Here is a 21,305-nt window from a genome sequence, read left to right on the forward strand (position 1 = left end):
ATAACCAACGCAGCGCACGCTGCGCGCCGTGCAGTCGGCGGCGCAGAACCCGTCAGGCCAGAACCGCAGCGCCGGTCAGACCCCAAACCCAGCCGACCACGCACCGCAGAAATACAACCTCAATCGTCCCAGTAATCTGAGACCCACGGCGCCGGAAGGGCTATTTCGCTTCGGCGACGGCTTCCGCCATGACGCACAGGATCTCGTACATCACCGTCGCACCGTGCATGGCAGTCAAACCGCTGACATCAAACGGCGGTGAGACCTCCACCACGTCCGCGCCGACGATGTTCAATCCTGACAATTCCCGGATCATGCGTTGCGCCTCGATCATCGTGATTCCGCCCGCTTCCGGCGTTCCGGTGCCCGGTGCGTAAACCGGATCGAGCGCGTCGATGTCGAAGGACACGTAGGTCGGCATGTCGCCAACGACTTCGCGGGCGTCTGCGATTGCGGCTGCCCAGCCCATGTCGGTGAATTCTTCCATCCGGATCACGCGCATGCCGGATTCATAGCTGAAATCCCACAAGGCCGGGTCGTTCATCGACCCCCGGATACCGATCTGGCAAACCCGTTTCGGATCCAGCAATCCCTCCAGCACCGCGTTTCGGAAGGGGGAGCCGTGGTGGAACTTCGATCCCATGTAATCGCCGCCCGTATCGGCGTGGGCGTCGATGTGGATCATGCCGACGGGGCCGTCGGCCGCCAGCGCCCGCAGGATGGGGAGCGTGATGGAATGATCGCCCCCCACGCTCAACGGCCGGGCGCCCGTCGCGTTCAGGCGTTCGTACCATTCCTGGATCTGGTGGTGGGCTTGCGTCAATTCGTAAGGTTCTTCCGCCCAGGCATCGCCCACATCCGCCACGCGGCAAAGTTCGAACGGGTTCACGCCGGTGGCCGGATTGAAGGTTCGGATCAGGGAGCTTTGGTTGCGCACCTCGCGCGGCCCGTGGCGCGCGCCCGGGCGATTGGTGACCCCGCCGTCGAAGGGCACACCGACCATCGCGATATCGACATTCGCCAGATCTTCCGCATAGGGCGCCCGCATGAACGTGGGCAGGCCCAGGTAGCGCGGGCGGAGCTGCGGGTCGGCATATTCGGGATATTTCTCGCTCATGGCGTGGTCTTTCCTGCGCGTGCCTGTTGCCGCCACCAGATACTGGGCTGCGGCAAAGATCAACGCCCGCGCCCTCTCGCCAGTGCGTCAAAGCTGCGCTATCAGGCGCCATGACCGATATCAGCTCTCTTTTTGTCACCCGCCTTTACCGCGCCGCGCTGTCGGATCTGGGCGATCCAGTCGATCCGACCGAACTTCAGGCATCGTGCTATTCCATCGCCGAGGATGACGAGGCGGGACAGGAATGGTGCGAGGCAAATGATTATGCCGGCTACACCTCCTATGCGTCGCTCACGGATCTGCCATGGCGGTTTCCGATCTTCGGCGATCTGGTGAAACTTCTCGACCGCCACGTCGCGACGTTCATCGAGGATCTGGATTTCGATCTGGATGGGCGCGAGGTGCGGCTGGAAGATATCTGGATTAACATCCTGCCCGAAGGCGGGATCCATACCTCGCACATCCATCCCCATTCGGTCATCAGCGGCACGACCTATGTTGCCGTGCCGGAAGGGGCGAGCGCCATTCGGTTCGAAGATCCGCGATCGGCAATGATGATGGCTTCACCCGTACGCCGCAAGGATGCGCGGCGGGAGCTGAAGACCTTCATCTACGAGATGCCGAAACCCGGTGATGTGCTGCTCTGGGAAAGCTGGTTGCGGCACGAGGTGCCGATGAACATGGCCGAGGAAGACAGGATCTCGATCAGCTTCAATTACAGCTGGGCTTGATCTCAGGGGCCCAGGTAGTAGGCTTGGATCTCGGCCCAGCGGTCGGTGGTCAGGAAGGACAGCAGCGCGCGGTTCAGGGTTTCGCGGGCTTCCGGCGCGCCTTCGGGCAGGACGATGCCGTAATCCTGTTCGGCAAATTGGATATCCGTCATCCGCACCGTGTGGAAGTTCTGCACGTTCCATGTCAGCACCGGCCGGTCGTGGACGAAGGCGTCGATATAGCCCTCACCCAACGCGATTAGCCCCTCTTCGACCGTGTCGAATTCAAGGGGGTTCACCCGCATGTCCCGAAGGGGTTCGCCGGAAGAGGCACCGGCAAGGCTGCCGACGCGGACACGGGTCAGGTCGGACGTATCGGTCACGGCGCTGTTGAAGGACGCGGCAGTCAGGCCGGCGGCCAGCTGGGCGGTGATCGCCGAGGTCAGAACAAGCGCAAGAAGCATCCAGAACATCGCCAGAAGCCGCCCCGCAAAAGTGATCGGGGACTTGTCGCCGTAGCCCACCGTCGTCATCGTCACCACGGCCCACCAGAACCCGGAAAAGATGCCCTTGCCGGCTTCGGGTTCGAACTGTTTTGCATTCCTGCGGCGTTCCAGCCGCCAGGCCAGTGCGCCGACCACGAACAAAAGCCCGCCAAGGGCGCCCAACGTGGACAGAAGGGTTGGGTTTGTCATCGCGACAAAAAGCGTGCGAAATCCGCCCCGGTGTGATTCCGCGACGGCCACGCCCAGCCCGGTCCGGTAGTAGGGGTGCGAGAAGTCGACGATCTTTTCCCGTTGAAGCGTGATCGTCATTGCCGCGATGGAGCCATCGAGCGAGCCGCTGGCGACATTGTCGATCATCCCGCTCAGCGAGGTTTCGACCAGCCTGTATTCGAAATCGAGCGTCTCGGCGAGTTCGTCCAGCAGATCGATCGCCATGCCGTGCCATTCGCCCGAAGCATTCTGCATCGCGAAGGGCGGCGCGTCGCGGGTGCCGATCCGCAATGACCGATCGAGGTCCTGGGCAGCCGCGTAAAGTGGCGCGATCGTCAGCAGCAATGTCAGGAAAAGCACTGCGGTGCGCCGGAGGCTGCGGGCGAAAACGGTCATCTGGGCCTCGTACTCGGAAAATTCCGCGTCGGTCGAACGTAATAATCCTGCGGTTCTAGGGCAGGGGGCGCTAAAAGAAAACACTGGCCGGAGAGAGCCCCGGCCGGTGTGATACGGATGTTTCAGGTGTTTACTGGTTCACGTTCGGCTGGGTCTTCTTTTCCGGTAAGGGCGAAATCGGCGATTGGCGGGGCCGGGTGGCTCGTCCCCACCACGCGATGCTGCTATGATGCCTTCCTTGGCCTACCGGCCGCGCCTCATACTGGCCCGGGCATCAAGAACGCATGGTCGCAGCAGATGTTCGGCGCGGACATGATCAAAGGGCTTGCGTTCCCGGCCCCGGCGGAGTATCCGGCCACCTCATCCACGACCTCCACTGGAATCAGGGTGACCCGGACATTCCGGGGCTCGCCAGTGATGTTGATAGAAGGAACAGGCGAATGAACGCCACCGAGCTGCGGGACAAGTCCGTAGATCAGCTCCGCGAGGATCTGGTCACTCTCAAGAAAGAAGCCTTCAACCTGCGATTCCAGCAGGCGACGGGCGCCAACGAAAATTCGGCACGTATCCGTGTCGTGCGCCGCAATGTGGCGCGCGTCATGACCGTCCTGAATGAAAAAGCCAATTCGGCAGCCGAATAAGGAGCGCCCGAGATGCCCAAACGTATCCTCAACGGCGTTGTCACTTCGGACGCCAATGCACAGACCGTGACGGTTTCCGTCGAACGCCGCTTCACGCACCCGGTTCTGAAAAAGACCGTGCGTAAATCCAAGAAGTACCGCGCGCACGACGAGAAGAACACCTTCAAGGTCGGCGACAAGGTCCGCATCATCGAATGCGCGCCCAAGTCGAAAACCAAACGCTGGGAGGTGGTTGACGCCTGATCCGGCTGAAGCGCGCCCCGAGGGGCGCGTTTTGTGTCGGCAGACCGGAAATCACTTCCTGGTTTGATCGAAACCCTGGGGCCGAAAGAACAGGTCCTCAAAGGTCGGGAGAAACCTCATGATCCAGATGCAGACGAATCTGGATGTAGCTGACAACAGCGGCGCTCGCCGTGTTCAGTGCATCAAGGTTCTTGGCGGATCCAAGCGGAAATATGCTTCTGTCGGCGACATCATCGTGGTGTCGGTGAAAGAAGCCATTCCGCGTGGCCGCGTGAAAAAGGGCGACGTGCGTAAAGCAGTCGTCGTGCGCACCGCCAAGGAAGTCCGCCGCGAAGACGGCACCGCGATCCGCTTCGATCGCAACGCCGCCGTCATTCTCAACAACAACAACGAGCCGATCGGCACCCGGATCTTTGGCCCGGTCGTCCGTGAGCTGCGCGCGAAGAACTTCATGAAGATCATTTCGCTCGCCCCGGAGGTGCTGTGAGATGGCTGCTAAACTGAAGAAGGGCGACGCGGTTGTCGTGATCGCCGGCAAGGACAAGGGCAAGGAAGGCACGATCCAGTCTGTCGACCCCAAGTCCGGCAAGGCCGTGGTCGAAGGCATCAACATCGCCATCCGCCACACCCGCCAAAGCCAGAACAGCCAGGGCGGCAAGATCCCGAAAGCTCTTCCCATCGAGCTGTCGAACCTTGCCTTCAAAGATGCCAACGGCAAACCCTCCCGCGTCGGCTTCAAGATCGAAGACGGCAAGAAGGTGCGTTTCGCCAAGACCACGGGGGACGTGATCGATGCTTGATGCTGCCGATTATGCACCGCGTCTGCGGACAGTATACCGCGAGACGATCCGCGCCGCTCTGAAAGAAGAGTTCGGCTACAAGAACGAGATGATGATCCCCAAGCTGGACAAGATCGTTCTGAACATCGGCTGTGGCGCCGAGGCGGTCCGGGATTCCAAGAAAGCCAAGTCGGCCCAGGAAGACCTGACCACCATCGCTGGCCAGAAAGCCCTGACCACCGTGGCGAAGAAATCGATCGCCGGTTTCCGTGTTCGTGAAGAAATGCCGCTGGGCGCCAAGGTCACGCTGCGTGGCGACCGGATGTATGAATTCCTCGACCGCCTGATCACCGTGGCGATGCCCCGTATCCGCGACTTCCGCGGCGTGTCGGGCAAGAGCTTCGATGGTCGTGGCAATTATGCCATGGGCATCAAGGAACACATCGTTTTCCCCGAGATCGACTTCGACAAGGTCGACGAGAACTGGGGGATGGACGTCATCATCGCCACCACGGCGAAGACCGACGCCGAAGCCAAGGCGCTGTTGAAGCATTTCAACATGCCCTTCAACTCGTAAGCGCGGGAAGGAACACCACATGGCCAAGAAATCCATGATCGAACGCGAAAAGAAGCGCGAGAAGCTGGTGGCCCGCTACGCTGCCAAGCGTGCCGAGCTGAAGGCAATCGCGAATGACGACAGCCGCCCGATGGAAGAGCGGTTCAAGGCACGGCTGGAGCTGGCAAAGCTGCCGCGCAACAGCTCGCCCACGCGGCTGCACAACCGCTGCCAGCTGACGGGTCGTCCGCACGCGTATTATCGCAAACTGAAAGTCAGCCGGATTGCACTGCGGGAGCTTGGCTCCAACGGTCAGATCCCCGGTCTGGTGAAATCGAGCTGGTAAGGGAGGGCAATAGATGAACGATCCTATCGGCGATATGCTCACCCGGATCCGCAACGCGCAGATGCGCCGGCGGTCCACGGTTATCACACCGGCCTCGAAAGTCCGGGCCTGGGTTCTCGATGTGCTTGCGGACGAAGGTTACATCCGCGGCTATGAAAAGGTGACCGGTGAAAACGGCCACCCGGCGCTCGAGATCAGCCTGAAGTACTACGAAGGCGCTCCCGTGATCCGCGAACTCAAGCGCGTGTCGACCCCCGGTCGTCGCGTATATGCAGGCGTCAAGGATCTGCCCGAAGTGCGGCAGGGTCTTGGTGTCTCGATTGTCTCCACGCCGCGCGGCGTGATGTCGGATGCAAACGCTCGTAGCCAGAATATTGGCGGCGAAGTGCTTTGCACTGTCTTCTAAGGAGGGCGTGATGTCTCGGATTGGTAAGAAACCGGTCGAGCTTCCGGGTGGTGTGTCCGCCTCGGTCTCCGGCCAGAAGATCGAAGTGAAGGGGCCTAAAGGCACCCGCAGCTTCACCGCGACCGACGATGTTAATATTGCCGTTAACGACAATATCATCACCGTCACGCCGCGGGGCAAGTCCAAGCGCGCGCGCCAGCAGTGGGGCATGAGCCGCACCATGGTGCAGAACCTCGTCACCGGGGTGTCCACCGGTTTCAAGAAAGATCTTGAAATCAGCGGTGTGGGCTATCGTGCGCAGGTTCAGGGCAATGTCCTGAAGCTGAACCTGGGCTACAGTCACGATGTGAACTTCGCCATCCCCGACGGGGTGACGATCACGTCGGCGAAACCGACCGAAGTCTCTGTCGAAGGTTCCGACGAGCAGCTGGTTGGCCAGGTCGCCGCGAACATCCGCGCCTGGCGTGCGCCCGAGCCCTACAAGGGCAAGGGCATCAAGTACGCGGGCGAGTATATCTTCCGCAAGGAAGGCAAGAAGAAGTAAAGGCACGCAAAATGGCAAACAGCAAACGTACGCTGTTTCTGAAGCGCCGTATGCGCGTCAGAAGCAAGCTTCGCAAAGTCAACGCCGGTCGTCTCCGGCTTTCGGTCCACCGTTCGAACAAGAACATCTCGGTCCAGCTGATCGACGATATCGCGGGGCGCACCGTCGCCGCGGCATCGACGTTGGAAAAGGACCTGGGCGTTGTCGGCAAGAAGAACGTCGAAGCGGCAACCAAGGTTGGCACGGCAATCGCCGAACGCGCCAAGGCGGCCGGGGTGGAAGAAGCCTATTTCGACCGTGGCGGCTTCCTGTTCCACGGGAAGATCAAGGCACTGGCCGATGCAGCCCGCGAAGGCGGTCTGAAGATCTGATCGTGGCGGTGCGTGGGAAACCACGCACCCTACGGACGGCACCGGGCGGTTTGCCCGGCATGACAAAGCAGGGTGCGTGGTCTCCGCGCACCTTTCGTGTAGGCGGACACGTCCGCCTCGATGATCGAGGGCTCTGCGGTTTCGGCTGCAGACCACTGTGATCGAACAGACAGGCGCACGGGCGCCAGGAAGAAGGAATGCCGAATGGCAGAACGTGACAACCGCCGGGGCAACCGCCGCGACCGCGACGAGAACCCCGAATTTTCCGACCGCCTGGTCGCGATCAACCGTGTGTCGAAGACCGTCAAGGGCGGCAAGCGCTTCGGTTTCGCGGCGCTCGTCGTCGTGGGCGACCAGAAGGGCCGTGTCGGCTTCGGCAAGGGCAAGGCCAAGGAAGTCCCCGAGGCGATACGCAAGGCGACCGAGCAGGCGAAGCGCAAGATGATCCGCGTGCCGCTGCGCGAGGGCCGGACCCTGCACCACGACATGGAAGGCCGCTGGGGCGCTGGCAAGGTCGTCATGCGCACCGCGCCGGAAGGGACGGGGATCATCGCCGGTGGTCCGATGCGTGCCGTGTTCGAGATGCTGGGCATCAAGGACGTCGTGTCGAAGTCGCTGGGCTCGCAGAACCCCTACAACATGATCCGCGCCACCCTGGACGGCCTGCAGAAAGAGCAGAGCCCCCGCCTGGTGGCCCAGCGTCGTGGCAAGAAAGTGGCGGACATCCTGTCCAAGGGCGACGCGCCGGCCAAGCAGGCCGAAGCCGAGCCGGCAGAGGCGTAAGGAGAGCGATCAATGGCAAAGACAATCGTCGTCAAGCAGATCGGCTCGCCGATCCGTCGCCCCGCAGAACAGCGTCGTACGCTGATCGGCCTGGGCCTGAACAAGATGCACAAGACGCGCGAACTGGAAGACACGCCCTCGATCCGTGGCATGGTCTCGAAGATCCCGCACCTGGTGGAAATCGTCGAAGAGCGCGACTGACGTCGCGTGCGGTGCGTGAGAACCAAGCATCCTACGGCAAGTAACGAAGCGCCCCGCCTTGTGCGGGGCGCTTTGCGTTTGGGGGGGGCCGGAGGCGGTCCGTGGGAACCACCCGCCCCCGCGGCGCCTGCCCGTGTGCTGTCAGATCGCGTCGATCGCGTCGGCCAGCATCTGACGGACCTGCTCGGCGACGGCATGCAGCTCGTCGTTGGGGATGGCCATCATCGAGGCGACCGGATCGATGGCGCTGACCTCCACGCCGCCCCTGGTCTGGCGCAGGATAACGTTGCAGGGCAGCATGGCGCCGACGCGGGGCTCCATCCGGATGGCTTCCCACGCCATGGTCGGGCTGCAGGCGCCCAGGATCCGGTAGGCGCTCATATCCTTGTCGATCTTCTTTTTCATCGTTGCCTGCACGTCGATTTCGGTCAGGATGCCGAAGCCCTTGTCGGCAAGGGCCGCACGCGTGCGGGCGTCGATGTCGTCGAGTTTGGCATCGGGAAACAGGCGGTCGATCGTGTAGGTCATAGGGAAATCTCCAATATATGCATTAAATCATATATGTTGCGTCCGGGCCGCCATGTCAAACGGGATCGTGTCGCCACCGGCAGGGACGGTGTCCGCAAGGCATTCCGAGCGCTACCGCGCGCCGGGCCCGCGCAGCGGTTCTTGCAATATCCGCACGTGGCCCCTATACGCTCCCGGTGGTTCGTTCCGAGCCATGGAATCAACATCAAGAAACGCCGTGTTCGTCCCATATCGCTTCGAGGGGCGCTTCCGGTAAGGAGAAGCGACATGAAACTGAATGAATTGCACGACAATCCCGGCGCCACCAAGAAGGCACGCCGCGTCGGTCGCGGCCCGGGTTCGTCCAAGGGCAAGACCGCCGGCCGCGGGATCAAGGGTCAGAAATCCCGTTCGGGCGTGGCCATCAAGGGATACGAGGGCGGCCAGATGCCGCTCTACCAGCGTCTTCCCAAGCGCGGCTTTACCAAGCCGAACCGCAAGGAATATTCCGTCGTCAACCTGGGCCTGATCCAGAAGTTCATCGACGCAGGCAAGATCGATGCCGGCAAGCCGGTGGACGAAGATGTTCTGGTGGCCTCGGGCCTCGTCCGTCGCAAGCGCGATGGCGTGCGGGTTCTGGCCAAGGGCGACGTGACCTCGGCCCTGACGCTGACCGTCACAGGCGCTTCCGCCTCTGCCGTAGAGGCAGTTGAAAAAGCCGGTGGCACGCTCACCGTTGCGGCGCCTGCCGCGACGGCCTGACGGGTTGTGGGCCGCGTCCGCGCGGCCTATCTACCCATATAGTTTTCCATAACGCCGCCCCGCCGGAAAACGGCTTCCGGGCGGCGTTTTCGCAAAAGAGACCGATCCATGGTATCAGCCGCTGAACAGATGGCCGCAAACACCAGCTGGGCCGCGCTGGGTAAAGCGACCGACCTGCGGAACCGCATCCTCTTCACGCTTGGCCTGCTGATCGTGTACCGGCTGGGGACATTCATTCCCGTTCCCGGCATCGACGCGATCGCGCTGCGCCAGTTCATGGAGCAGGCGGGGCAGGGCATCGGCGGCATGGTTTCCATGTTCACCGGCGGCGCGCTTGGCCGGATGGGGATTTTCGCGCTGGGGATCATGCCCTATATCTCGGCCTCGATCATCGTGCAGCTTCTCACGGCCATGGTGCCGTCGCTGGAGCAGCTGAAGAAAGAGGGCGAACAGGGTCGCAAAAAGATCAACCAGTACACGCGCTACGGCACGGTGCTGCTGGCGACGGTGCAGGCCTACGGACTGGCCGTTTCGCTGCAATCCGGTGATCTGGCGACGGCGCCGGGCTTCTACTTCCTGGCCTCGACCATCATCACGCTGGTTGGCGGCACGATGTTCCTGATGTGGCTGGGTGAACAGATCACCGCGCGCGGCGTCGGCAACGGTATCTCGCTGATCATCTTCGTTGGCATCATCGCGGAAATTCCCGCGGCCCTGGCGCAGTTCTTTTCGTCCGGCCGGTCGGGGGCCATCAGCCCGGCCGTGATCATCGGAGTGATCGTCCTTGTGATCGCCATGATCACCTTCGTGGTGTTCATGGAACGCGCGCTGCGCAAGATCCATATCCAGTATCCGCGCCGGCAGGTGGGGATGAAGGTCTATGACGGCGGGTCCTCGCACCTGCCGGTCAAGGTGAACCCGGCAGGCGTCATCCCGGCGATCTTCGCCTCGTCCCTGCTGCTGCTGCCGACCACGATCTCGACCTTCTCCACCGGAACGGCGACCGGTCCGGTGATGTCGACGCTGATGGCCTATTTCGGGCCGGGCCAGCCGCTGTACCTGCTGTTCTTCATTGGCATGATCGTGTTCTTCACCTATTTCTACACGTTCAACGTTTCCTTCAAACCCGATGACGTGGCCGACAACCTGAAGAAACAGAACGGCTTCATCCCGGGTATCCGTCCCGGCAAGCGCACGGCCGAGTATATCGAGTTCGTCGTCAACCGCGTGCTGGTCCTGGGTTCGGCGTACTTGGCGGCGGTCTGCGTGTTCCCGGAGATCCTGCGCAACCAGTTTGCTGTGCCGTTCTATTTCGGCGGTACTTCTGTGCTGATTGTCGTTTCGGTGACCATGGACACGATCCAGCAGGTGCAAAGCCACCTTTTGGCGCACCAGTACGAAGGCCTGATTGAAAAGTCGCAACTGCGCGGTAAAAGCAAGAAGCGAACGAAGCGAGGCCCCGTGCGGCGCTGACAGGTGCCCGTGACAGGCGGGGAGTTGGGGACGATCATGAATATCATCTTGTTGGGCCCGCCGGGTGCGGGCAAGGGGACGCAAGCGCGTCACCTCGTAGAGAAACGCGGAATGGTGCAACTGTCAACTGGTGACATGCTGCGCGACGCCCGCACCAGCGGGACCGAGATGGGCAAGATCGTTGCCGATGTCATGGACCGCGGGGAGCTTGTGACCGACGAGATCGTGATCGGCCTGATCCGCGAGAAGCTGGAAACGACCTCTGCCAACGGCTTCATCTTCGACGGCTTCCCCCGCACGCTGGGGCAGGCAGATGCGCTGGGTGAATTGCTGGCCGAAGAAGGCCAAGAACTGGGCGCCGCCATCGCCATGGAAGTCGACGACGAGGCACTGGTGGAACGCATCACCGCCCGGTCGACCTGCGCGTCCTGCGGCGAGGTCTACAACGACAAGACCAAGCCGATCCCGGCCGATGGCAAATGCTCCAACTGCGGCAGCACGGAATTCAAGCGCCGGGCCGACGACAACGAGGAAAGCCTGAAGACGCGGCTGATGGAATACTACAAGAAGACGTCGCCGCTGATCGGTTACTACTATGCCAAGGGCAAGCTTTCGACTGTCGACGGGCTGGCGGATATCGCGAAGGTCCAGGCGTCGATCGCGAAGATCGTGGACGAAGCGTAGGATCTGTTTCCTGCGACGCTCCACGCCTGTTCGACATCGATACGGATTTCCCGTATCGGGCGGCCATCGAATGTCGGCTGCCCTTGACGACAGGTTGCAATACTCCTAAGAGCCGGTGTCTCGCATCAGAATCAGGTCCTGGCACCGTTGGTGATCGGCCTGTTCGATTCGTTTCAATCCATATGCTAGGGTAACCCCCCCGGCGTTGTGAAAAAAGGTTCTGGGGCTACGGAACCGCAACGAAAAAGGAAAGTACCACGTGGCACGTATTGCCGGCGTTAACATCCCGACTGCAAAGCGGGTTCCCATTGCGCTCACCTACATCACCGGAATCGGCCCGAGCTCGGCCAAAACCATCTGCGAAGCGGTCGGCATCGACCAGGCCCGCCGGGTGAACGAGCTGAGCGATTCCGAAGTTCTGCAGATCCGCGAACATATCGACGCCAACTTCACTGTCGAAGGCGACCTGCGCCGCGAAGTGCAGATGAACGTCAAGCGTCTGATGGACCTCGGCTGCTACCGCGGTCTGCGTCATCGCCGCAACCTCCCCGTGCGCGGTCAGCGTACGCACACCAACGCTCGTACCCGCAAGGGCCCGGCGAAGCCGATCGCCGGCAAGAAGAAGTAAGGGAGGCTCATACCAATGGCACGCGATACACGCCGCGCTGGCAAGAAAAAGGTCTCCAAGAACATCGCCACTGGCGTTGCTCATGTGAACTCGACCTTCAACAACACCAAGATCCTGATCTCGGACGTGCAGGGCAATGCAATTGCCTGGTCGTCGGCGGGCACCATGGGCTTCAAAGGCTCGCGGAAGTCGACCCCCTACGCCGCCCAGATGGCCGCCGAGGATGTCGGCCGCAAGGCACAGGAACATGGCGTAAAGACGCTGGACGTCGAAGTTCAGGGCCCCGGTTCGGGCCGGGAAAGCGCCCTGCGCGCCCTGGCAGCCGCCGGTTTCAACATCAATTCGATCCGCGATGTCACGCCGATTGCGCATAACGGGTGCCGTCCGCCGAAGCGCCGCCGCGTCTGACCTCGCAACAGATTTTCAAGGGCCGCGCCGGGAGCGCGGCCTTTGGCCGTCATATTATTTACCTCGGGCGCCCGTCTCTATCCGGTCATGGGAGACGGTCAGGAATGGAGGGAAACATGATCCACAAGAACTGGGCTGAACTTATCAAGCCGACCCAGCTGGACGTGCGTCCGGGTAACGACCCGGCACGGCAGGCAACCGTCGTGGCAGAACCGCTGGAGCGTGGCTTCGGCCTGACGCTCGGCAACGCGCTGCGCCGCATCCTGCTGTCTTCGCTTCAGGGCGCGGCCATCACGTCGGTGCAGATCGACAACGTCCTGCACGAGTTCTCGTCCGTCGCTGGCGTGCGCGAAGATGTGACAGATATCATTCTGAACCTCAAGGCCGTCGCTCTCCGCATGGAGGTCGAAGGGCCCAAGCGCTTGTCGGTCTCGGCCCGCGGCCCGAAGGTCGTGACGGCTGGTGACATTTCGGACAGCGCCGGGATCGAGATCCTGAACCGCGATCACGTGATCTGCCACCTGGATGACGGTGCGGACCTGTACATGGAACTGACGGTGAACACCGGCAAGGGCTATGTGTCGGCCGACAAGAACAAGCCGGAAGATGCCCCGATCGGCCTGATCCCGATCGATGCGATCTATTCGCCGGTCAAGCGCGTGTCGTATGACGTGCAGCCCACCCGCGAGGGCCAGGTGCTGGATTACGACAAGCTGACGATGAAGATCGACACCGACGGTTCGATCACGCCGGACGATGCCGTGGCCTATGCCGCGCGGATCCTGCAGGATCAGCTTTCGGTCTTCGTGAACTTCGACGAGCCGGAATCGGCTGGCCGCCAGGACGATGACGACGGGCTGGAATTCAACCCGTTGCTTCTGAAGAAGGTCGACGAGCTCGAGCTTTCGGTCCGTTCGGCAAACTGCCTGAAGAACGACAACATCGTCTATATCGGCGACCTGATCCAGAAGACGGAAGCCGAAATGCTGCGGACGCCCAACTTCGGGCGGAAGTCGCTGAACGAGATCAAGGAAGTCCTGTCGGGCATGGGCCTGCACCTGGGCATGGATGTCGAGGACTGGCCGCCCGACAATATCGAGGATCTCGCCAAGAAATTCGACGACGCATTTTAAGGTGGCGGTGCGTGGGAAACCACGCACCCTACCGCGCCGCCGACCGTAGGGTGCGTGGTCTCCACGCACCGCTACCACGACCCGGGCACCTGCCCCAAGGAGAGCGGACCGCTCGCATGGTTCGCCGGACAAAGCAAAACACGTAGTAAGGATAGAAACATGCGCCACGCTCGCGGATACCGCCGCCTCAACCGTACACATGAACACCGCAAGGCTCTCTGGGCCAACATGGCCGGCTCGCTGATCGAGCACGAGCAGATCAAGACGACCCTGCCCAAGGCGAAGGAACTTCGCCCGGTGGTCGAAAAGCTGATCACGCTCGCCAAGAAGGGTGACCTGCACTCCCGCCGCATCGCGGCCTCGCGCCTGAAGGAAGACAAGGACGTCGCCAAGCTGTTCGACGTTCTGGGCCCGCGTTATGCCGAGCGTCCGGGTGGCTACATCCGGATCCTGAAAGCCGGCTTCCGCTATGGTGACATGGCGCCGATGGCGATCATCGAACTGGTCGACCGCGATCCTGATGCGAAAGGTGCGGCCGACAAGGCCCGCGTCGCAGAAGAAGAAGCGGCTGAAGAATAAGACTTTCGCCCGTATCGTTCGGGTCAGCGCCCCTGCCGGTCCGGCGGGGGCGCTTTTTTTGTGTCGGGCGGTCCAGGCCGCACCCCGGATCGCCCCCGGGGCGCACGGGCCCGCCCGCCCCCGTCGGATCGCTGGTGCGATCCTCCTTGCCCGCGCGCCCCGGGCGCGATCCTTTGCTTCCGCCGCGTTCCGTTTCTTGCATCCCGGCGCCGGGGCCAGCATATCCATTGAAAGACTGCGAGGGTGGCAATGATCCGATACATTCTTCTGTGCATCACGATGGTTCTGGCCGTGCCGGCCGCGGCCCAGACGCAGGTGCCCGCCAGCCAGGGACAGATCGCGCTGTCCTTCGCGCCGGTCGTCAAGCGTGCGGCCCCGGCCGTCGTCAACATCTACGCCAAGCGGATGACCGAAGCACGGCCCAGCCCGTTTGCAGGCGATCCGTTCTTCGAGGATTTCTTCCGCGGGTTCGGCCGCCCGCAGCCGCGGGTGCAGAACAGCCTCGGCTCGGGCGTGATCCTTGATGAAAGCGGGATCGTGATGTCGAACTACCACGTCGTCGGCGGCGCGACGGATATCCGAGTGGTCTTGGCCGACCGGCGGGAATTCCAGGCGCATGTACTGCTGGCCGACGAGATGGCCGACCTTGCCGTGTTGCAGATCGACGATGCCGAAGATCTGCCAGCGCTGTCCCTGCGCGACAGCGACGCGGTCGAAGTGGGTGAACTGGTGCTGGCCATCGGCAACCCGTTCGGCGTGGGGCAGACAGTTACCAGCGGCATCATTTCGGGGCTGGCCCGGGCCGGCGTGATCCGCGGCAATGCGCGCAGCTACTTCCTGCAGACCGATGCGCCGATCAATCCGGGCAATTCCGGTGGCGCGCTGGTCGACGTGAACGGCGACCTGATCGGCATCAACACCGCGATCCTGTCGCGGTCGGGGGGATCGAACGGGATCGGCTTCGCGATCCCGGCAAATCTGGTGCGCGCCTTCCTGGAGCAGGCAAAGGACGGGCACGACCAATTCCAGCGCCCGTGGGCCGGCATGTCGGGGCAGGAGGTCGATGGCGACTTGGCCGACAGCCTTGGTCTTGGCGTGCCCGGCGGTATCCTGATTGCAGAGATGCACAGGGCGAGCCCCTTCCGCGCTGCGGGGTTCGAGGTGGGCGACCTGATCACCCATGTCGGGGGGCTGGATGTGAACTCCCCCGCCGAGATGGTGTTTCGCATGACCATTGCGGGTCTTGGCGGTACGGCGACGGTGACCCGGGTCCGTGGGGGCGTGGCCGAGGATATCGAGGTCGCGATGATCGATCCGCCCGACGATCCCCCGGCCGAGGAAACCGTGCTGGACGAGAACAGCGCCCTGCCGGGCCTGACGGTCGCGCGGATCAACCCGGCCGTCATCCTGCGCCATCAGTTGGGACTGCGCGACGACGGGGTTGCGGTGCTGGAGCCGGGCCGCGTCGGTGCCTGGGCCGGGCTGCAGCGGGGCGATATTCTGCTGGAAGTAAACGGTCGGGCCATCGAGCGGAGCGGTGACGTGGTGGACGCGCTGTCCCGTCAGCGGGGCCGCGTGGAGATCGAGATCGAGATCGAGCGCGGCGGGCGGCGGTATTCGCTGGCCTTCCGGACCTGACATGGCGGATCTGTTCGACAGCGGGCCGGGAACCGAACCGGACAAGGCAGGGGAGGGCAAGGCACCGTTGCGCCCGCTGGCCGACAGGCTGCGGCCGGCGGCCATTGGCGAGGTGATCGGGCAGGCGCAGGTTCTGGGGCCTGAGGCGCCGTTGGGGTCGATGCTGGCATCCGGTCACTTGTCGAGCCTGATCTTCTGGGGGCCGCCCGGCGTGGGCAAGACCACCGTCGCGCGGTTGCTCGCGGCCGAGACGGACATGCATTTCGTCCAGATCAGCGCGATTTTCACCGGTGTGGCGGATCTGAAGAAGGTCTTCGAAGGCGCGAAGATGCGGCGGGCCAATGGCAAGGGCACGCTGCTGTTCGTCGACGAGATCCACCGGTTCAACAAGGCGCAGCAGGACGGGTTCCTGCCGCATATGGAGGACGGGACGATCCTTCTGGTGGGCGCCACGACCGAGAACCCATCATTTGAACTGAACGCCGCGCTTCTGAGCCGGGCGCAGGTGCTGGTGCTGGAGCGGCTGTCGGAAACGGACATGGAGGCGCTGGCGCAGCGGGCCGAGGCCGAACTGGGGTTCGAACTGCCATTGGTGCCCGGGGCGCGGGCGGCCTTGTTCGAGATGGCGGATGGTGACGGCCGCGCGCTTTTGAACCTGATCGAGCAGGTGGCGGGCTGGGGGCTCAAGGACCCCATCGACCGGGCCGGGCTGTCGGCGCGGCTGACGCGGCGGGCGACGAAATACGACAAGACGGGGGACGAGCATTACAACCTGATCTCGGCGCTCCACAAATCGGTGCGGGGGTCGGATCCGGATGCGGCGCTCTACTGGTTTGCAAGGATGCTGAAAGGTGGGGAGGATCCACGGTTCCTGGCCCGGCGGATCGCCCGGATGGCGGTCGAGGATATCGGGCTGGCCGATCCGCAGGCGCAAGGGATCTGCCTGGAGGCGTGGGAGAGTTACGAGCGGCTGGGCTCCCCGGAAGGGGAACTGGCGTTGGGGCAGGCGGTTCTGTACCTGGCGCTGGCGCCGAAATCGAACGCGGGTTACGTGGCGTTCAAGGCCGCGATGGCGCTGGCCGAAAAGACCGGGAGCGTCACGCCGCCCAAGCATATCCTGAACGCGCCGACACGATTGATGCGGGAGCAGGGCTACGGGAAGGGCTACGCCTACGATCACGATGCCGAGGACGGGTTTTCCGGGCAGGATTACTTTCCGGACGACATGGCGCGTGCCGAGCTGTACCAGCCGGTGGAACGGGGCTTCGAGAGGGATCTGAAGAAGCGGCTTGAATATTTCGCGCGGTTGCGTGCCGAGCGGGGAGAGTAGGTGCAGCGTGACCCGGTCCACCGCGGCCCCGCGCCCTTGCGGGCCCGCCCACCCGCCCCGGCGCAGGCCTTAGGCCTGCACCGGCCCGCGTCGGGCGCGGGTCCGGGCATCGTGGGGCGGGAGGGGTGCCTTGACAGTTTCAAGACGAGGCGCGAGAGACGGGGCCATGATTGCCACGTTGATACAGGTTGCAGCGGGCGGGGCCACGGGCGCGATGTGCCGGTACCTGCTGGGGCTGGGCGTCGTGCACGCGCTGGGGCGGGAGCCCTTCCCGATGGGCGTGCTGGTCGCCAATATCCTGGGATCCTTCCTGATGGGCGTCCTTTTCGTGACCTTCGCCCATCGTGGGCTGACCCATCTTGGCCCGCTGGTCCTGACCGGGTTCCTGGGCGGGTTCACGACGTTTTCGTCATTCTCGCTGGAAACGGTCGATCTGATTGACCGGGGCGAGTTCGGATGGGCGGCGGCCTATGTGGCGTTGTCGGTTGGTGTCTCCGTGCTGGCGCTGATCCTTGGCATGACACTGGCACGAGGGGTGACACAATGAGCGGCGTACAGACAGTGACCGTGGGCGCCGACGAAGGCGATCAGCGGATCGATCGGTGGCTGCGGCGCAAGTTCCCGCATGTCAGCCAGGGCCGGATCGAGAAGATGTGCCGGAAGGGTGAATTGCGGGTCGATGGCGGACGGGTGAAGGCCAACACACGGCTGGAAACCGGTCAGCAGGTGCGCATCCCGCCGATCCCGGAAGACGTGGAGCAGGCGCCGGCACCGAAGGCTGCGGCCCGGATCTCGAATGCCGACGAGAAGATGATCCAGGCCACGGTGCTCTACCGCGACGACTACGTGATCGCGATCAACAAGCCCGCGGGCTTGCCGACGCAGGGCGGCAGCGGTCAGACGCGGCACGTGGATGGACTGGCCGAGGCGCTGCGCTTCGGGATGGAGGACAAGCCGCGGCTGGTCCACCGGCTGGACAAGGATACCTCGGGCGTGCTGCTGCTGGCGCGGACGCGGGCGGTGGCGCAGGGCCTGACGGCCGCGATCCGCCACCGCGAGACCCGCAAGATCTACTGGGCGCTCGTTGCAGGCGTGCCGGTCCCCTACCTGGGCGAGATCCGCTACGGTCTGGTCAAGGCGCCGGGCCACGGGAAGGCCGGCGAGAACGAGAAGATGCGCTGCGTTCACCCGCGCGACATGAACGACACGCCGGGCGCGAAGCGGGCGCATACGCTTTATGCCTCGCTCTACCGCGTGGCGGGGCGGGCGGCCTGGGTCGCGCTGGAGCCGATCACCGGGCGCACGCATCAGCTGCGCGCGCACATGGCCGAGATCGGGCACCCGATCATCGGCGATGGCAAGTACGGCGGATCGGGCCAGGAAAACCAGGGCGACGGTTGGGGCGCGCAGCTGGGGGGCATCATCTCGCGCAAGCTGCACCTGCATGCGCGGTCGATGACCTTCCTGCATCCGGTGACGCAGAAGCCTGTCACAGTGACGGCCCCGCTGCCGCCGCACATGGCCGAAACATGGGAGACGCTGGGCTGGACCGAGGACCTTGCCGCCGACGATCCGTTCGCGGAGGGCCTGAAGTGACGCCGTTGCGGCTGGTCATCTTCGACGTCGATGGCACGCTTGTCGACAGCCAGGGCAGCATTGTCGGCGCGATGACGGCGGCGCTGGTGGAGGAAGGGCTGGTCGTGCCCACGCGGGCCGAGATCCTGTCGATCGTGGGCCTGTCGCTGGACCACGCGGTCGCGCGGTTGATGCCAGACATCGACACGGCGCAGCGGGGCAAGGTTGTCGCGGGTTACAAGGACGCCTACCACGCCGCGCGGGTCGCCGGCGGGGTTGCCATCGAATCGCCGCTCTATCCCGGCATCCGGGAGATGCTGGTGGACCTGTCGCGCGATTCCGAGGTGCTGCTGGGCGTCGCCACGGGGAAATCGCGCCGGGGTCTGGATGCGCTGATCGAAGGCCACGAACTAGGCCAATTTTTCGTCACGCAGCAATGCGCGGACGATCATCCGTCGAAACCGCACCCGTCGATGCTGACGACGGCGCTGTATGAGACCGGGGTCGAGGCCGCGGATGCAGTGATGGTCGGCGACACGAGTTACGACATGGACATGGCGGCGGCCGCAGGCGTGGCCGGACTGGGTGTCAGCTGGGGCTATCACCGGCCGGACGCACTGACCGCGGCGCGGCGTGTGGTGAATTCCGCCGCCGAGGTGCCCGCCGCCATCGCGGAGATGTGGGAGACGACGGCGTGAGTGAATGGGCCCCGAAACGGTTCTGGACCGAGGCTGCAGTAAAGGCAGATCCGGACGGCTATGGCGTGATGCTGGACGGCAAGCCGGTGCGGACGCCCGGGAAAAACCCGCTGACCATGCCCACGCGGGCCATGGCCGAGAAAGTGGCGGCCGAATGGGACGCGGTTGAAAAAACAATCGATCCGCGAACGATGCCTGTCACGCGAGCCGCCAATTCGGCGATTGAAAAAGTGGCACCGCAGAAGGCGGCCGTGATCGAAATGCTGGCCGCCTATGGCGACACGGATCTGTTGTGCTATCGCGCGGACCACCCGGAAGGATTGGTCGCGCGGCAGGCGAAACTTTGGGACCCGGCGCTGGACTGGGCGGCCGAAACCTTGGGTGCGCGGCTGGAACCACGGACCGGGCTGATGCCGGTGCCACAATCGCCCGAGGCGCTGGCAAAGCTGAACGCAGAGCTGCACAAATTCGATGAATTTCAACTGACAGCGGTCCATGATCTGGTGATGCTGACCAGCTCCCTGGTGCTGGGATTGGCAGCCACGCGCGGCTGGCAGACGCCCGAATACATCTGGTCGCTGTCGCGCGTGGACGAAGACTGGCAGGAAGCCCAGTGGGGTGAGGACGACGAGGCGCAGGCTGCCGCTGCGGCACGCAAGGAAGGCTTCCTGAACGCGGTTCTGTTTTTTGAGCTTTGCAGCGCTGAATAGCCCGGCAGTTGCGCTAAAAAACAGGCAAACAGCAAGGTAAAGCGCTGCATAGTGCGGCGCTGACCACTGATCCGACCCTTGACGACACTTAATGAATCCCTTCACACTCTACTATGCAGACAGGGGGGAGTTGCCTCCCTGTGTGGTCTTTCGTTCCGACACGATCACAGTCGGTCAACCGCCCGGTTTTGAGGCGGACAATCAGGAAGAGGTAGACATGAAAAAATCCATTCTTTTCGGCGCACTTACAGTGGCCGGGCTGGCAGCGGGGGGAGCCGCCGCCGCAACGCTCGACGACGTGAAGGCGCGCGGCAAGCTGAACTGCGGTGTGACCACCGGTCTTGTGGGCTTTGCCGCCCCCGATGCGAACGGTGAATGGAAAGGCTTTGACGTTGCGGTATGCCGCGCTGTTGCAGCCGCCGTTCTGGGTGACCCGACCGCGGTCGAGTTCGTGCCGACCACCGGCAAGACCCGCTTCACTGCCCTGGCGTCGGGCGAAATCGACATGCTGGCCCGGAACACCACCTGGACCTTCTCGCGCGATGTCGACCTGAAGTTCGAATTCACCGGCATCAACTACTATGACGGTCAGGGCTTTATGGTTCCCAAGGAACTGGGCGTGACCTCGGCGAAAGAGCTGAACGGCGCGACCGTCTGCATCCAGACCGGCACCACGACCGAGCTCAACCTGGCCGACTTCTTCCGCGCCAACAACATGGAATACGAGCCGGTTCCGATCGAAACCAACGCCGAAGCGCAGCAGCAGTTCCTGGCAGGCGCCTGTGACGTCTACACGACGGACGCCTCCGGTCTCGCGGCAACGCGTGCCACGTTCGAAGATCCGACCGCCTATGTCATCCTGCCCGAAATCGTCTCGAAAGAGCCGCTGGGCCCGCTCGTCCGTCATGGCGATCCGGAATGGGGCGACATCGTGCGCTGGACTCTCTACGCGCTGATCACGGCTGAAGAACTGGGCGTGACGTCGACCAACGCGGCCGAACTGGCCAGCGGCACCAACAATCCGGAAGTGAACCGCCTGCTGGGCACCGAAGGTGACCTGGGCGCCATGTTCAACCTGGATGCCGACTGGGCCCTGAAGGCGATTTCGTCCGAAGGCAACTATGGCGAAATCTTCGCCAAGAACATCGGCGTCGACACGCCGGTCGGTCTGGCCCGGGGCCTGAACGCACAGTGGACCGAAGGTGGTCTGCTCTACGCACCGCCGTTCCGCTAAGACGGCATAGGGGCGCAGGAGAAATCCTGCGCCCCAACCGTTTTATCAAAGTACATCGCTGATCCACACCGAGCCAGGGCCGGCGAGCAGGGAAGAACCTTGCCGCTATTGGGAAGTTCTGTGCCGCGCAACAGGGG

29 protein-coding genes are annotated in these 21,305 nt (G+C 63.3%); 26 read left to right on the forward strand and 3 right to left on the reverse strand.

All coding sequences use genetic code 11. From position 1 onward, the window contains the following. Positions 1-160 precede the first annotated feature (160 nt). Positions 161-1,117 carry an agmatinase gene (gene speB / locus D4754_RS19820; RefSeq protein WP_121067048.1) on the reverse strand — a complete coding sequence of 319 codons (957 nt, stop codon included), beginning with the start codon at positions 1,115-1,117 and terminating at the stop codon, positions 161-163. A 110-nt stretch (positions 1,118-1,227) separates the two neighbouring features. On the opposite strand from speB, the gene D4754_RS19825 reads away from it, so the two are divergent. Next, positions 1,228-1,848, forward strand: a complete 621-nt coding sequence (locus D4754_RS19825) for a 2OG-Fe(II) oxygenase family protein (RefSeq protein WP_121067051.1) — start codon at positions 1,228-1,230, stop codon at positions 1,846-1,848. Positions 1,849-1,850: 2 nt separating this feature from the next. Here the strand turns inward: D4754_RS19825 and D4754_RS19830 are convergent, their stop codons facing one another. Continuing rightward, complete coding sequence (locus D4754_RS19830) at positions 1,851-2,939, reverse strand: transporter substrate-binding domain-containing protein (protein WP_121067054.1); 1,089 nt, start codon at positions 2,937-2,939, stop codon at positions 1,851-1,853. Positions 2,940-3,379: 440 nt separating this feature from the next. Between D4754_RS19830 and rpmC the strand changes: the two genes are divergently transcribed. From rpmC to rpmD, 11 genes are all read left to right on the forward strand, one after another. After that, a complete protein-coding gene (gene rpmC, locus D4754_RS19835; RefSeq protein WP_121067057.1) occupies positions 3,380-3,580 on the forward strand; it encodes a 50S ribosomal protein L29 in 201 nt (66 codons plus the stop codon). 12 nt (positions 3,581-3,592) lie between these two features. Further along, positions 3,593-3,823, forward strand: coding sequence for a 30S ribosomal protein S17 (gene rpsQ, locus D4754_RS19840; RefSeq protein WP_121067061.1), 231 nt, complete (start codon positions 3,593-3,595; stop codon positions 3,821-3,823). A 118-nt stretch (positions 3,824-3,941) separates the two neighbouring features. After that, positions 3,942-4,310, forward strand: coding sequence for a 50S ribosomal protein L14 (gene rplN, locus D4754_RS19845; RefSeq protein WP_011567679.1), 369 nt, complete (start codon positions 3,942-3,944; stop codon positions 4,308-4,310). Position 4,311: 1 nt separating this feature from the next. Beyond that, positions 4,312-4,623, forward strand: a complete 312-nt coding sequence (gene rplX, locus D4754_RS19850; protein ID WP_121067064.1) for a 50S ribosomal protein L24 — start codon at positions 4,312-4,314, stop codon at positions 4,621-4,623. Then, complete coding sequence (gene rplE / locus D4754_RS19855; protein WP_121067067.1) at positions 4,616-5,179, forward strand: 50S ribosomal protein L5; 564 nt, start codon at positions 4,616-4,618, stop codon at positions 5,177-5,179. The genes rplX and rplE overlap by 8 nt, the downstream gene beginning before the upstream one ends. A gap of 19 nt (positions 5,180-5,198) precedes the next feature. Beyond that, positions 5,199-5,504, forward strand: coding sequence for a 30S ribosomal protein S14 (gene rpsN / locus D4754_RS19860; RefSeq protein WP_121067070.1), 306 nt, complete (start codon positions 5,199-5,201; stop codon positions 5,502-5,504). A gap of 13 nt (positions 5,505-5,517) precedes the next feature. Next, positions 5,518-5,910, forward strand: a complete 393-nt coding sequence (gene rpsH, locus D4754_RS19865) for a 30S ribosomal protein S8 (RefSeq protein ID WP_121067073.1) — start codon at positions 5,518-5,520, stop codon at positions 5,908-5,910. A gap of 10 nt (positions 5,911-5,920) precedes the next feature. Then, the gene (gene rplF, locus D4754_RS19870; RefSeq protein WP_121067076.1) at positions 5,921-6,454 is read left to right on the forward strand and encodes a 50S ribosomal protein L6; all 534 of its coding nucleotides are present in this window, start codon (positions 5,921-5,923) and stop codon (positions 6,452-6,454) included. An 11-nt stretch (positions 6,455-6,465) separates the two neighbouring features. Next, positions 6,466-6,825, forward strand: a complete 360-nt coding sequence (gene rplR, locus D4754_RS19875; protein WP_121067079.1) for a 50S ribosomal protein L18 — start codon at positions 6,466-6,468, stop codon at positions 6,823-6,825. A gap of 204 nt (positions 6,826-7,029) precedes the next feature. After that, positions 7,030-7,608, forward strand: coding sequence for a 30S ribosomal protein S5 (gene rpsE, locus D4754_RS19880; RefSeq protein ID WP_121067082.1), 579 nt, complete (start codon positions 7,030-7,032; stop codon positions 7,606-7,608). 12 nt (positions 7,609-7,620) lie between these two features. Beyond that, entirely contained in the window at positions 7,621-7,809 is a 189-nt protein-coding gene (rpmD, locus tag D4754_RS19885) for a 50S ribosomal protein L30 (protein WP_121067085.1), read from the forward strand. A gap of 141 nt (positions 7,810-7,950) precedes the next feature. Here rpmD and D4754_RS19890 read toward each other — a convergent pair whose 3' ends face one another. Continuing rightward, positions 7,951-8,337: a DUF302 domain-containing protein gene (locus tag D4754_RS19890; RefSeq protein WP_121067088.1), complete on the reverse strand. Its 387-nt coding sequence runs from the start codon at positions 8,335-8,337 to the stop codon at positions 7,951-7,953. Between the two features lie 267 nt (positions 8,338-8,604). Between D4754_RS19890 and rplO the strand changes: the two genes are divergently transcribed. The 14 genes from rplO (at position 8,605) to D4754_RS19960 (ending at position 21,168) form a co-directional block, all read left to right on the forward strand. Continuing rightward, on the forward strand, positions 8,605-9,078 hold the full coding sequence (gene rplO, locus D4754_RS19895) for a 50S ribosomal protein L15 (protein ID WP_121067091.1): 474 nt from the start codon (positions 8,605-8,607) through the stop codon (positions 9,076-9,078). 108 nt (positions 9,079-9,186) lie between these two features. Further along, entirely contained in the window at positions 9,187-10,551 is a 1,365-nt protein-coding gene (gene secY, locus D4754_RS19900) for a preprotein translocase subunit SecY (RefSeq protein WP_121067094.1), read from the forward strand. Between the two features lie 36 nt (positions 10,552-10,587). Continuing rightward, entirely contained in the window at positions 10,588-11,235 is a 648-nt protein-coding gene (locus tag D4754_RS19905; RefSeq protein ID WP_121067356.1) for an adenylate kinase, read from the forward strand. Positions 11,236-11,494: 259 nt separating this feature from the next. After that, positions 11,495-11,863 (forward strand): 30S ribosomal protein S13, encoded by a 369-nt coding sequence (rpsM, locus tag D4754_RS19910; protein ID WP_121067097.1) that lies wholly within the window; start codon positions 11,495-11,497, stop codon positions 11,861-11,863. Between the two features lie 15 nt (positions 11,864-11,878). Further along, complete coding sequence (rpsK, locus tag D4754_RS19915) at positions 11,879-12,271, forward strand: 30S ribosomal protein S11 (RefSeq protein ID WP_121067099.1); 393 nt, start codon at positions 11,879-11,881, stop codon at positions 12,269-12,271. Between the two features lie 116 nt (positions 12,272-12,387). Beyond that, a complete protein-coding gene (locus D4754_RS19920) occupies positions 12,388-13,404 on the forward strand; it encodes a DNA-directed RNA polymerase subunit alpha (RefSeq protein WP_121067359.1) in 1,017 nt (338 codons plus the stop codon). Positions 13,405-13,563: 159 nt separating this feature from the next. After that, positions 13,564-13,983 (forward strand): 50S ribosomal protein L17, encoded by a 420-nt coding sequence (gene rplQ, locus D4754_RS19925; RefSeq protein WP_121067102.1) that lies wholly within the window; start codon positions 13,564-13,566, stop codon positions 13,981-13,983. 249 nt (positions 13,984-14,232) lie between these two features. Continuing rightward, positions 14,233-15,621, forward strand: a complete 1,389-nt coding sequence (locus D4754_RS19930; protein ID WP_121067105.1) for a trypsin-like peptidase domain-containing protein — start codon at positions 14,233-14,235, stop codon at positions 15,619-15,621. Between the two features lies 1 nt (position 15,622). Continuing rightward, on the forward strand, positions 15,623-16,951 hold the full coding sequence (locus D4754_RS19935; RefSeq protein ID WP_121067108.1) for a replication-associated recombination protein A: 1,329 nt from the start codon (positions 15,623-15,625) through the stop codon (positions 16,949-16,951). A gap of 166 nt (positions 16,952-17,117) precedes the next feature. Beyond that, positions 17,118-17,498: a fluoride efflux transporter CrcB gene (crcB, locus tag D4754_RS19940; protein WP_121067111.1), complete on the forward strand. Its 381-nt coding sequence runs from the start codon at positions 17,118-17,120 to the stop codon at positions 17,496-17,498. Next, a complete protein-coding gene (locus D4754_RS19945) occupies positions 17,495-18,547 on the forward strand; it encodes an RluA family pseudouridine synthase (protein ID WP_121067114.1) in 1,053 nt (350 codons plus the stop codon). Before crcB ends, D4754_RS19945 begins: the two co-directional genes overlap by 4 nt. Then, positions 18,544-19,224, forward strand: coding sequence for an HAD-IA family hydrolase (locus D4754_RS19950; RefSeq protein WP_240453952.1), 681 nt, complete (start codon positions 18,544-18,546; stop codon positions 19,222-19,224). Before D4754_RS19945 ends, D4754_RS19950 begins: the two co-directional genes overlap by 4 nt. Then, positions 19,221-19,934 (forward strand): ATP12 family chaperone protein, encoded by a 714-nt coding sequence (locus D4754_RS19955; RefSeq protein WP_121067362.1) that lies wholly within the window; start codon positions 19,221-19,223, stop codon positions 19,932-19,934. Before D4754_RS19950 ends, D4754_RS19955 begins: the two co-directional genes overlap by 4 nt. A gap of 217 nt (positions 19,935-20,151) precedes the next feature. Next, on the forward strand, positions 20,152-21,168 hold the full coding sequence (locus tag D4754_RS19960; RefSeq protein WP_121067120.1) for an amino acid ABC transporter substrate-binding protein: 1,017 nt from the start codon (positions 20,152-20,154) through the stop codon (positions 21,166-21,168). The last annotated feature ends 137 nt before the right edge of the window (positions 21,169-21,305 follow it).

Origin of the sequence: Chachezhania antarctica (assembly GCF_003646465.1) — a bacterium.
Classification (GTDB): domain Bacteria; phylum Pseudomonadota; class Alphaproteobacteria; order Rhodobacterales; family Rhodobacteraceae; genus Chachezhania; species Chachezhania antarctica.

Bases quoted from the DNA above. Each gene is read 5' to 3' on its own strand.
- speB (WP_121067048.1), bottom strand. From the start codon at position 1,117: ATGAGCGAGAAATATCCCGAATATGCCGACCCGCAGCTCCGCCCGCGC.
- D4754_RS19825 (WP_121067051.1), top strand. From the start codon at position 1,228: ATGACCGATATCAGCTCTCTTTTTGTCACCCGCCTTTACCGCGCCGCG.
- D4754_RS19830 (WP_121067054.1), bottom strand. From the start codon at position 2,939: ATGACCGTTTTCGCCCGCAGCCTCCGGCGCACCGCAGTGCTTTTCCTG.
- rpmC (WP_121067057.1), top strand. From the start codon at position 3,380: ATGAACGCCACCGAGCTGCGGGACAAGTCCGTAGATCAGCTCCGCGAG.
- rpsQ (WP_121067061.1), top strand. From the start codon at position 3,593: ATGCCCAAACGTATCCTCAACGGCGTTGTCACTTCGGACGCCAATGCA.
- rplN (WP_011567679.1), top strand. From the start codon at position 3,942: ATGATCCAGATGCAGACGAATCTGGATGTAGCTGACAACAGCGGCGCT.
- rplX (WP_121067064.1), top strand. From the start codon at position 4,312: ATGGCTGCTAAACTGAAGAAGGGCGACGCGGTTGTCGTGATCGCCGGC.
- rplE (WP_121067067.1), top strand. From the start codon at position 4,616: ATGCTTGATGCTGCCGATTATGCACCGCGTCTGCGGACAGTATACCGC.
- rpsN (WP_121067070.1), top strand. From the start codon at position 5,199: ATGGCCAAGAAATCCATGATCGAACGCGAAAAGAAGCGCGAGAAGCTG.
- rpsH (WP_121067073.1), top strand. From the start codon at position 5,518: ATGAACGATCCTATCGGCGATATGCTCACCCGGATCCGCAACGCGCAG.
- rplF (WP_121067076.1), top strand. From the start codon at position 5,921: ATGTCTCGGATTGGTAAGAAACCGGTCGAGCTTCCGGGTGGTGTGTCC.
- rplR (WP_121067079.1), top strand. From the start codon at position 6,466: ATGGCAAACAGCAAACGTACGCTGTTTCTGAAGCGCCGTATGCGCGTC.
- rpsE (WP_121067082.1), top strand. From the start codon at position 7,030: ATGGCAGAACGTGACAACCGCCGGGGCAACCGCCGCGACCGCGACGAG.
- rpmD (WP_121067085.1), top strand. From the start codon at position 7,621: ATGGCAAAGACAATCGTCGTCAAGCAGATCGGCTCGCCGATCCGTCGC.
- D4754_RS19890 (WP_121067088.1), bottom strand. From the start codon at position 8,337: ATGACCTACACGATCGACCGCCTGTTTCCCGATGCCAAACTCGACGAC.
- rplO (WP_121067091.1), top strand. From the start codon at position 8,605: ATGAAACTGAATGAATTGCACGACAATCCCGGCGCCACCAAGAAGGCA.
- secY (WP_121067094.1), top strand. From the start codon at position 9,187: ATGGTATCAGCCGCTGAACAGATGGCCGCAAACACCAGCTGGGCCGCG.
- D4754_RS19905 (WP_121067356.1), top strand. From the start codon at position 10,588: ATGAATATCATCTTGTTGGGCCCGCCGGGTGCGGGCAAGGGGACGCAA.
- rpsK (WP_121067099.1), top strand. From the start codon at position 11,879: ATGGCACGCGATACACGCCGCGCTGGCAAGAAAAAGGTCTCCAAGAAC.
- D4754_RS19920 (WP_121067359.1), top strand. From the start codon at position 12,388: ATGATCCACAAGAACTGGGCTGAACTTATCAAGCCGACCCAGCTGGAC.
- rplQ (WP_121067102.1), top strand. From the start codon at position 13,564: ATGCGCCACGCTCGCGGATACCGCCGCCTCAACCGTACACATGAACAC.
- D4754_RS19930 (WP_121067105.1), top strand. From the start codon at position 14,233: ATGATCCGATACATTCTTCTGTGCATCACGATGGTTCTGGCCGTGCCG.
- D4754_RS19935 (WP_121067108.1), top strand. From the start codon at position 15,623: ATGGCGGATCTGTTCGACAGCGGGCCGGGAACCGAACCGGACAAGGCA.
- crcB (WP_121067111.1), top strand. From the start codon at position 17,118: ATGATTGCCACGTTGATACAGGTTGCAGCGGGCGGGGCCACGGGCGCG.
- D4754_RS19945 (WP_121067114.1), top strand. From the start codon at position 17,495: ATGAGCGGCGTACAGACAGTGACCGTGGGCGCCGACGAAGGCGATCAG.
- D4754_RS19960 (WP_121067120.1), top strand. From the start codon at position 20,152: ATGAAAAAATCCATTCTTTTCGGCGCACTTACAGTGGCCGGGCTGGCA.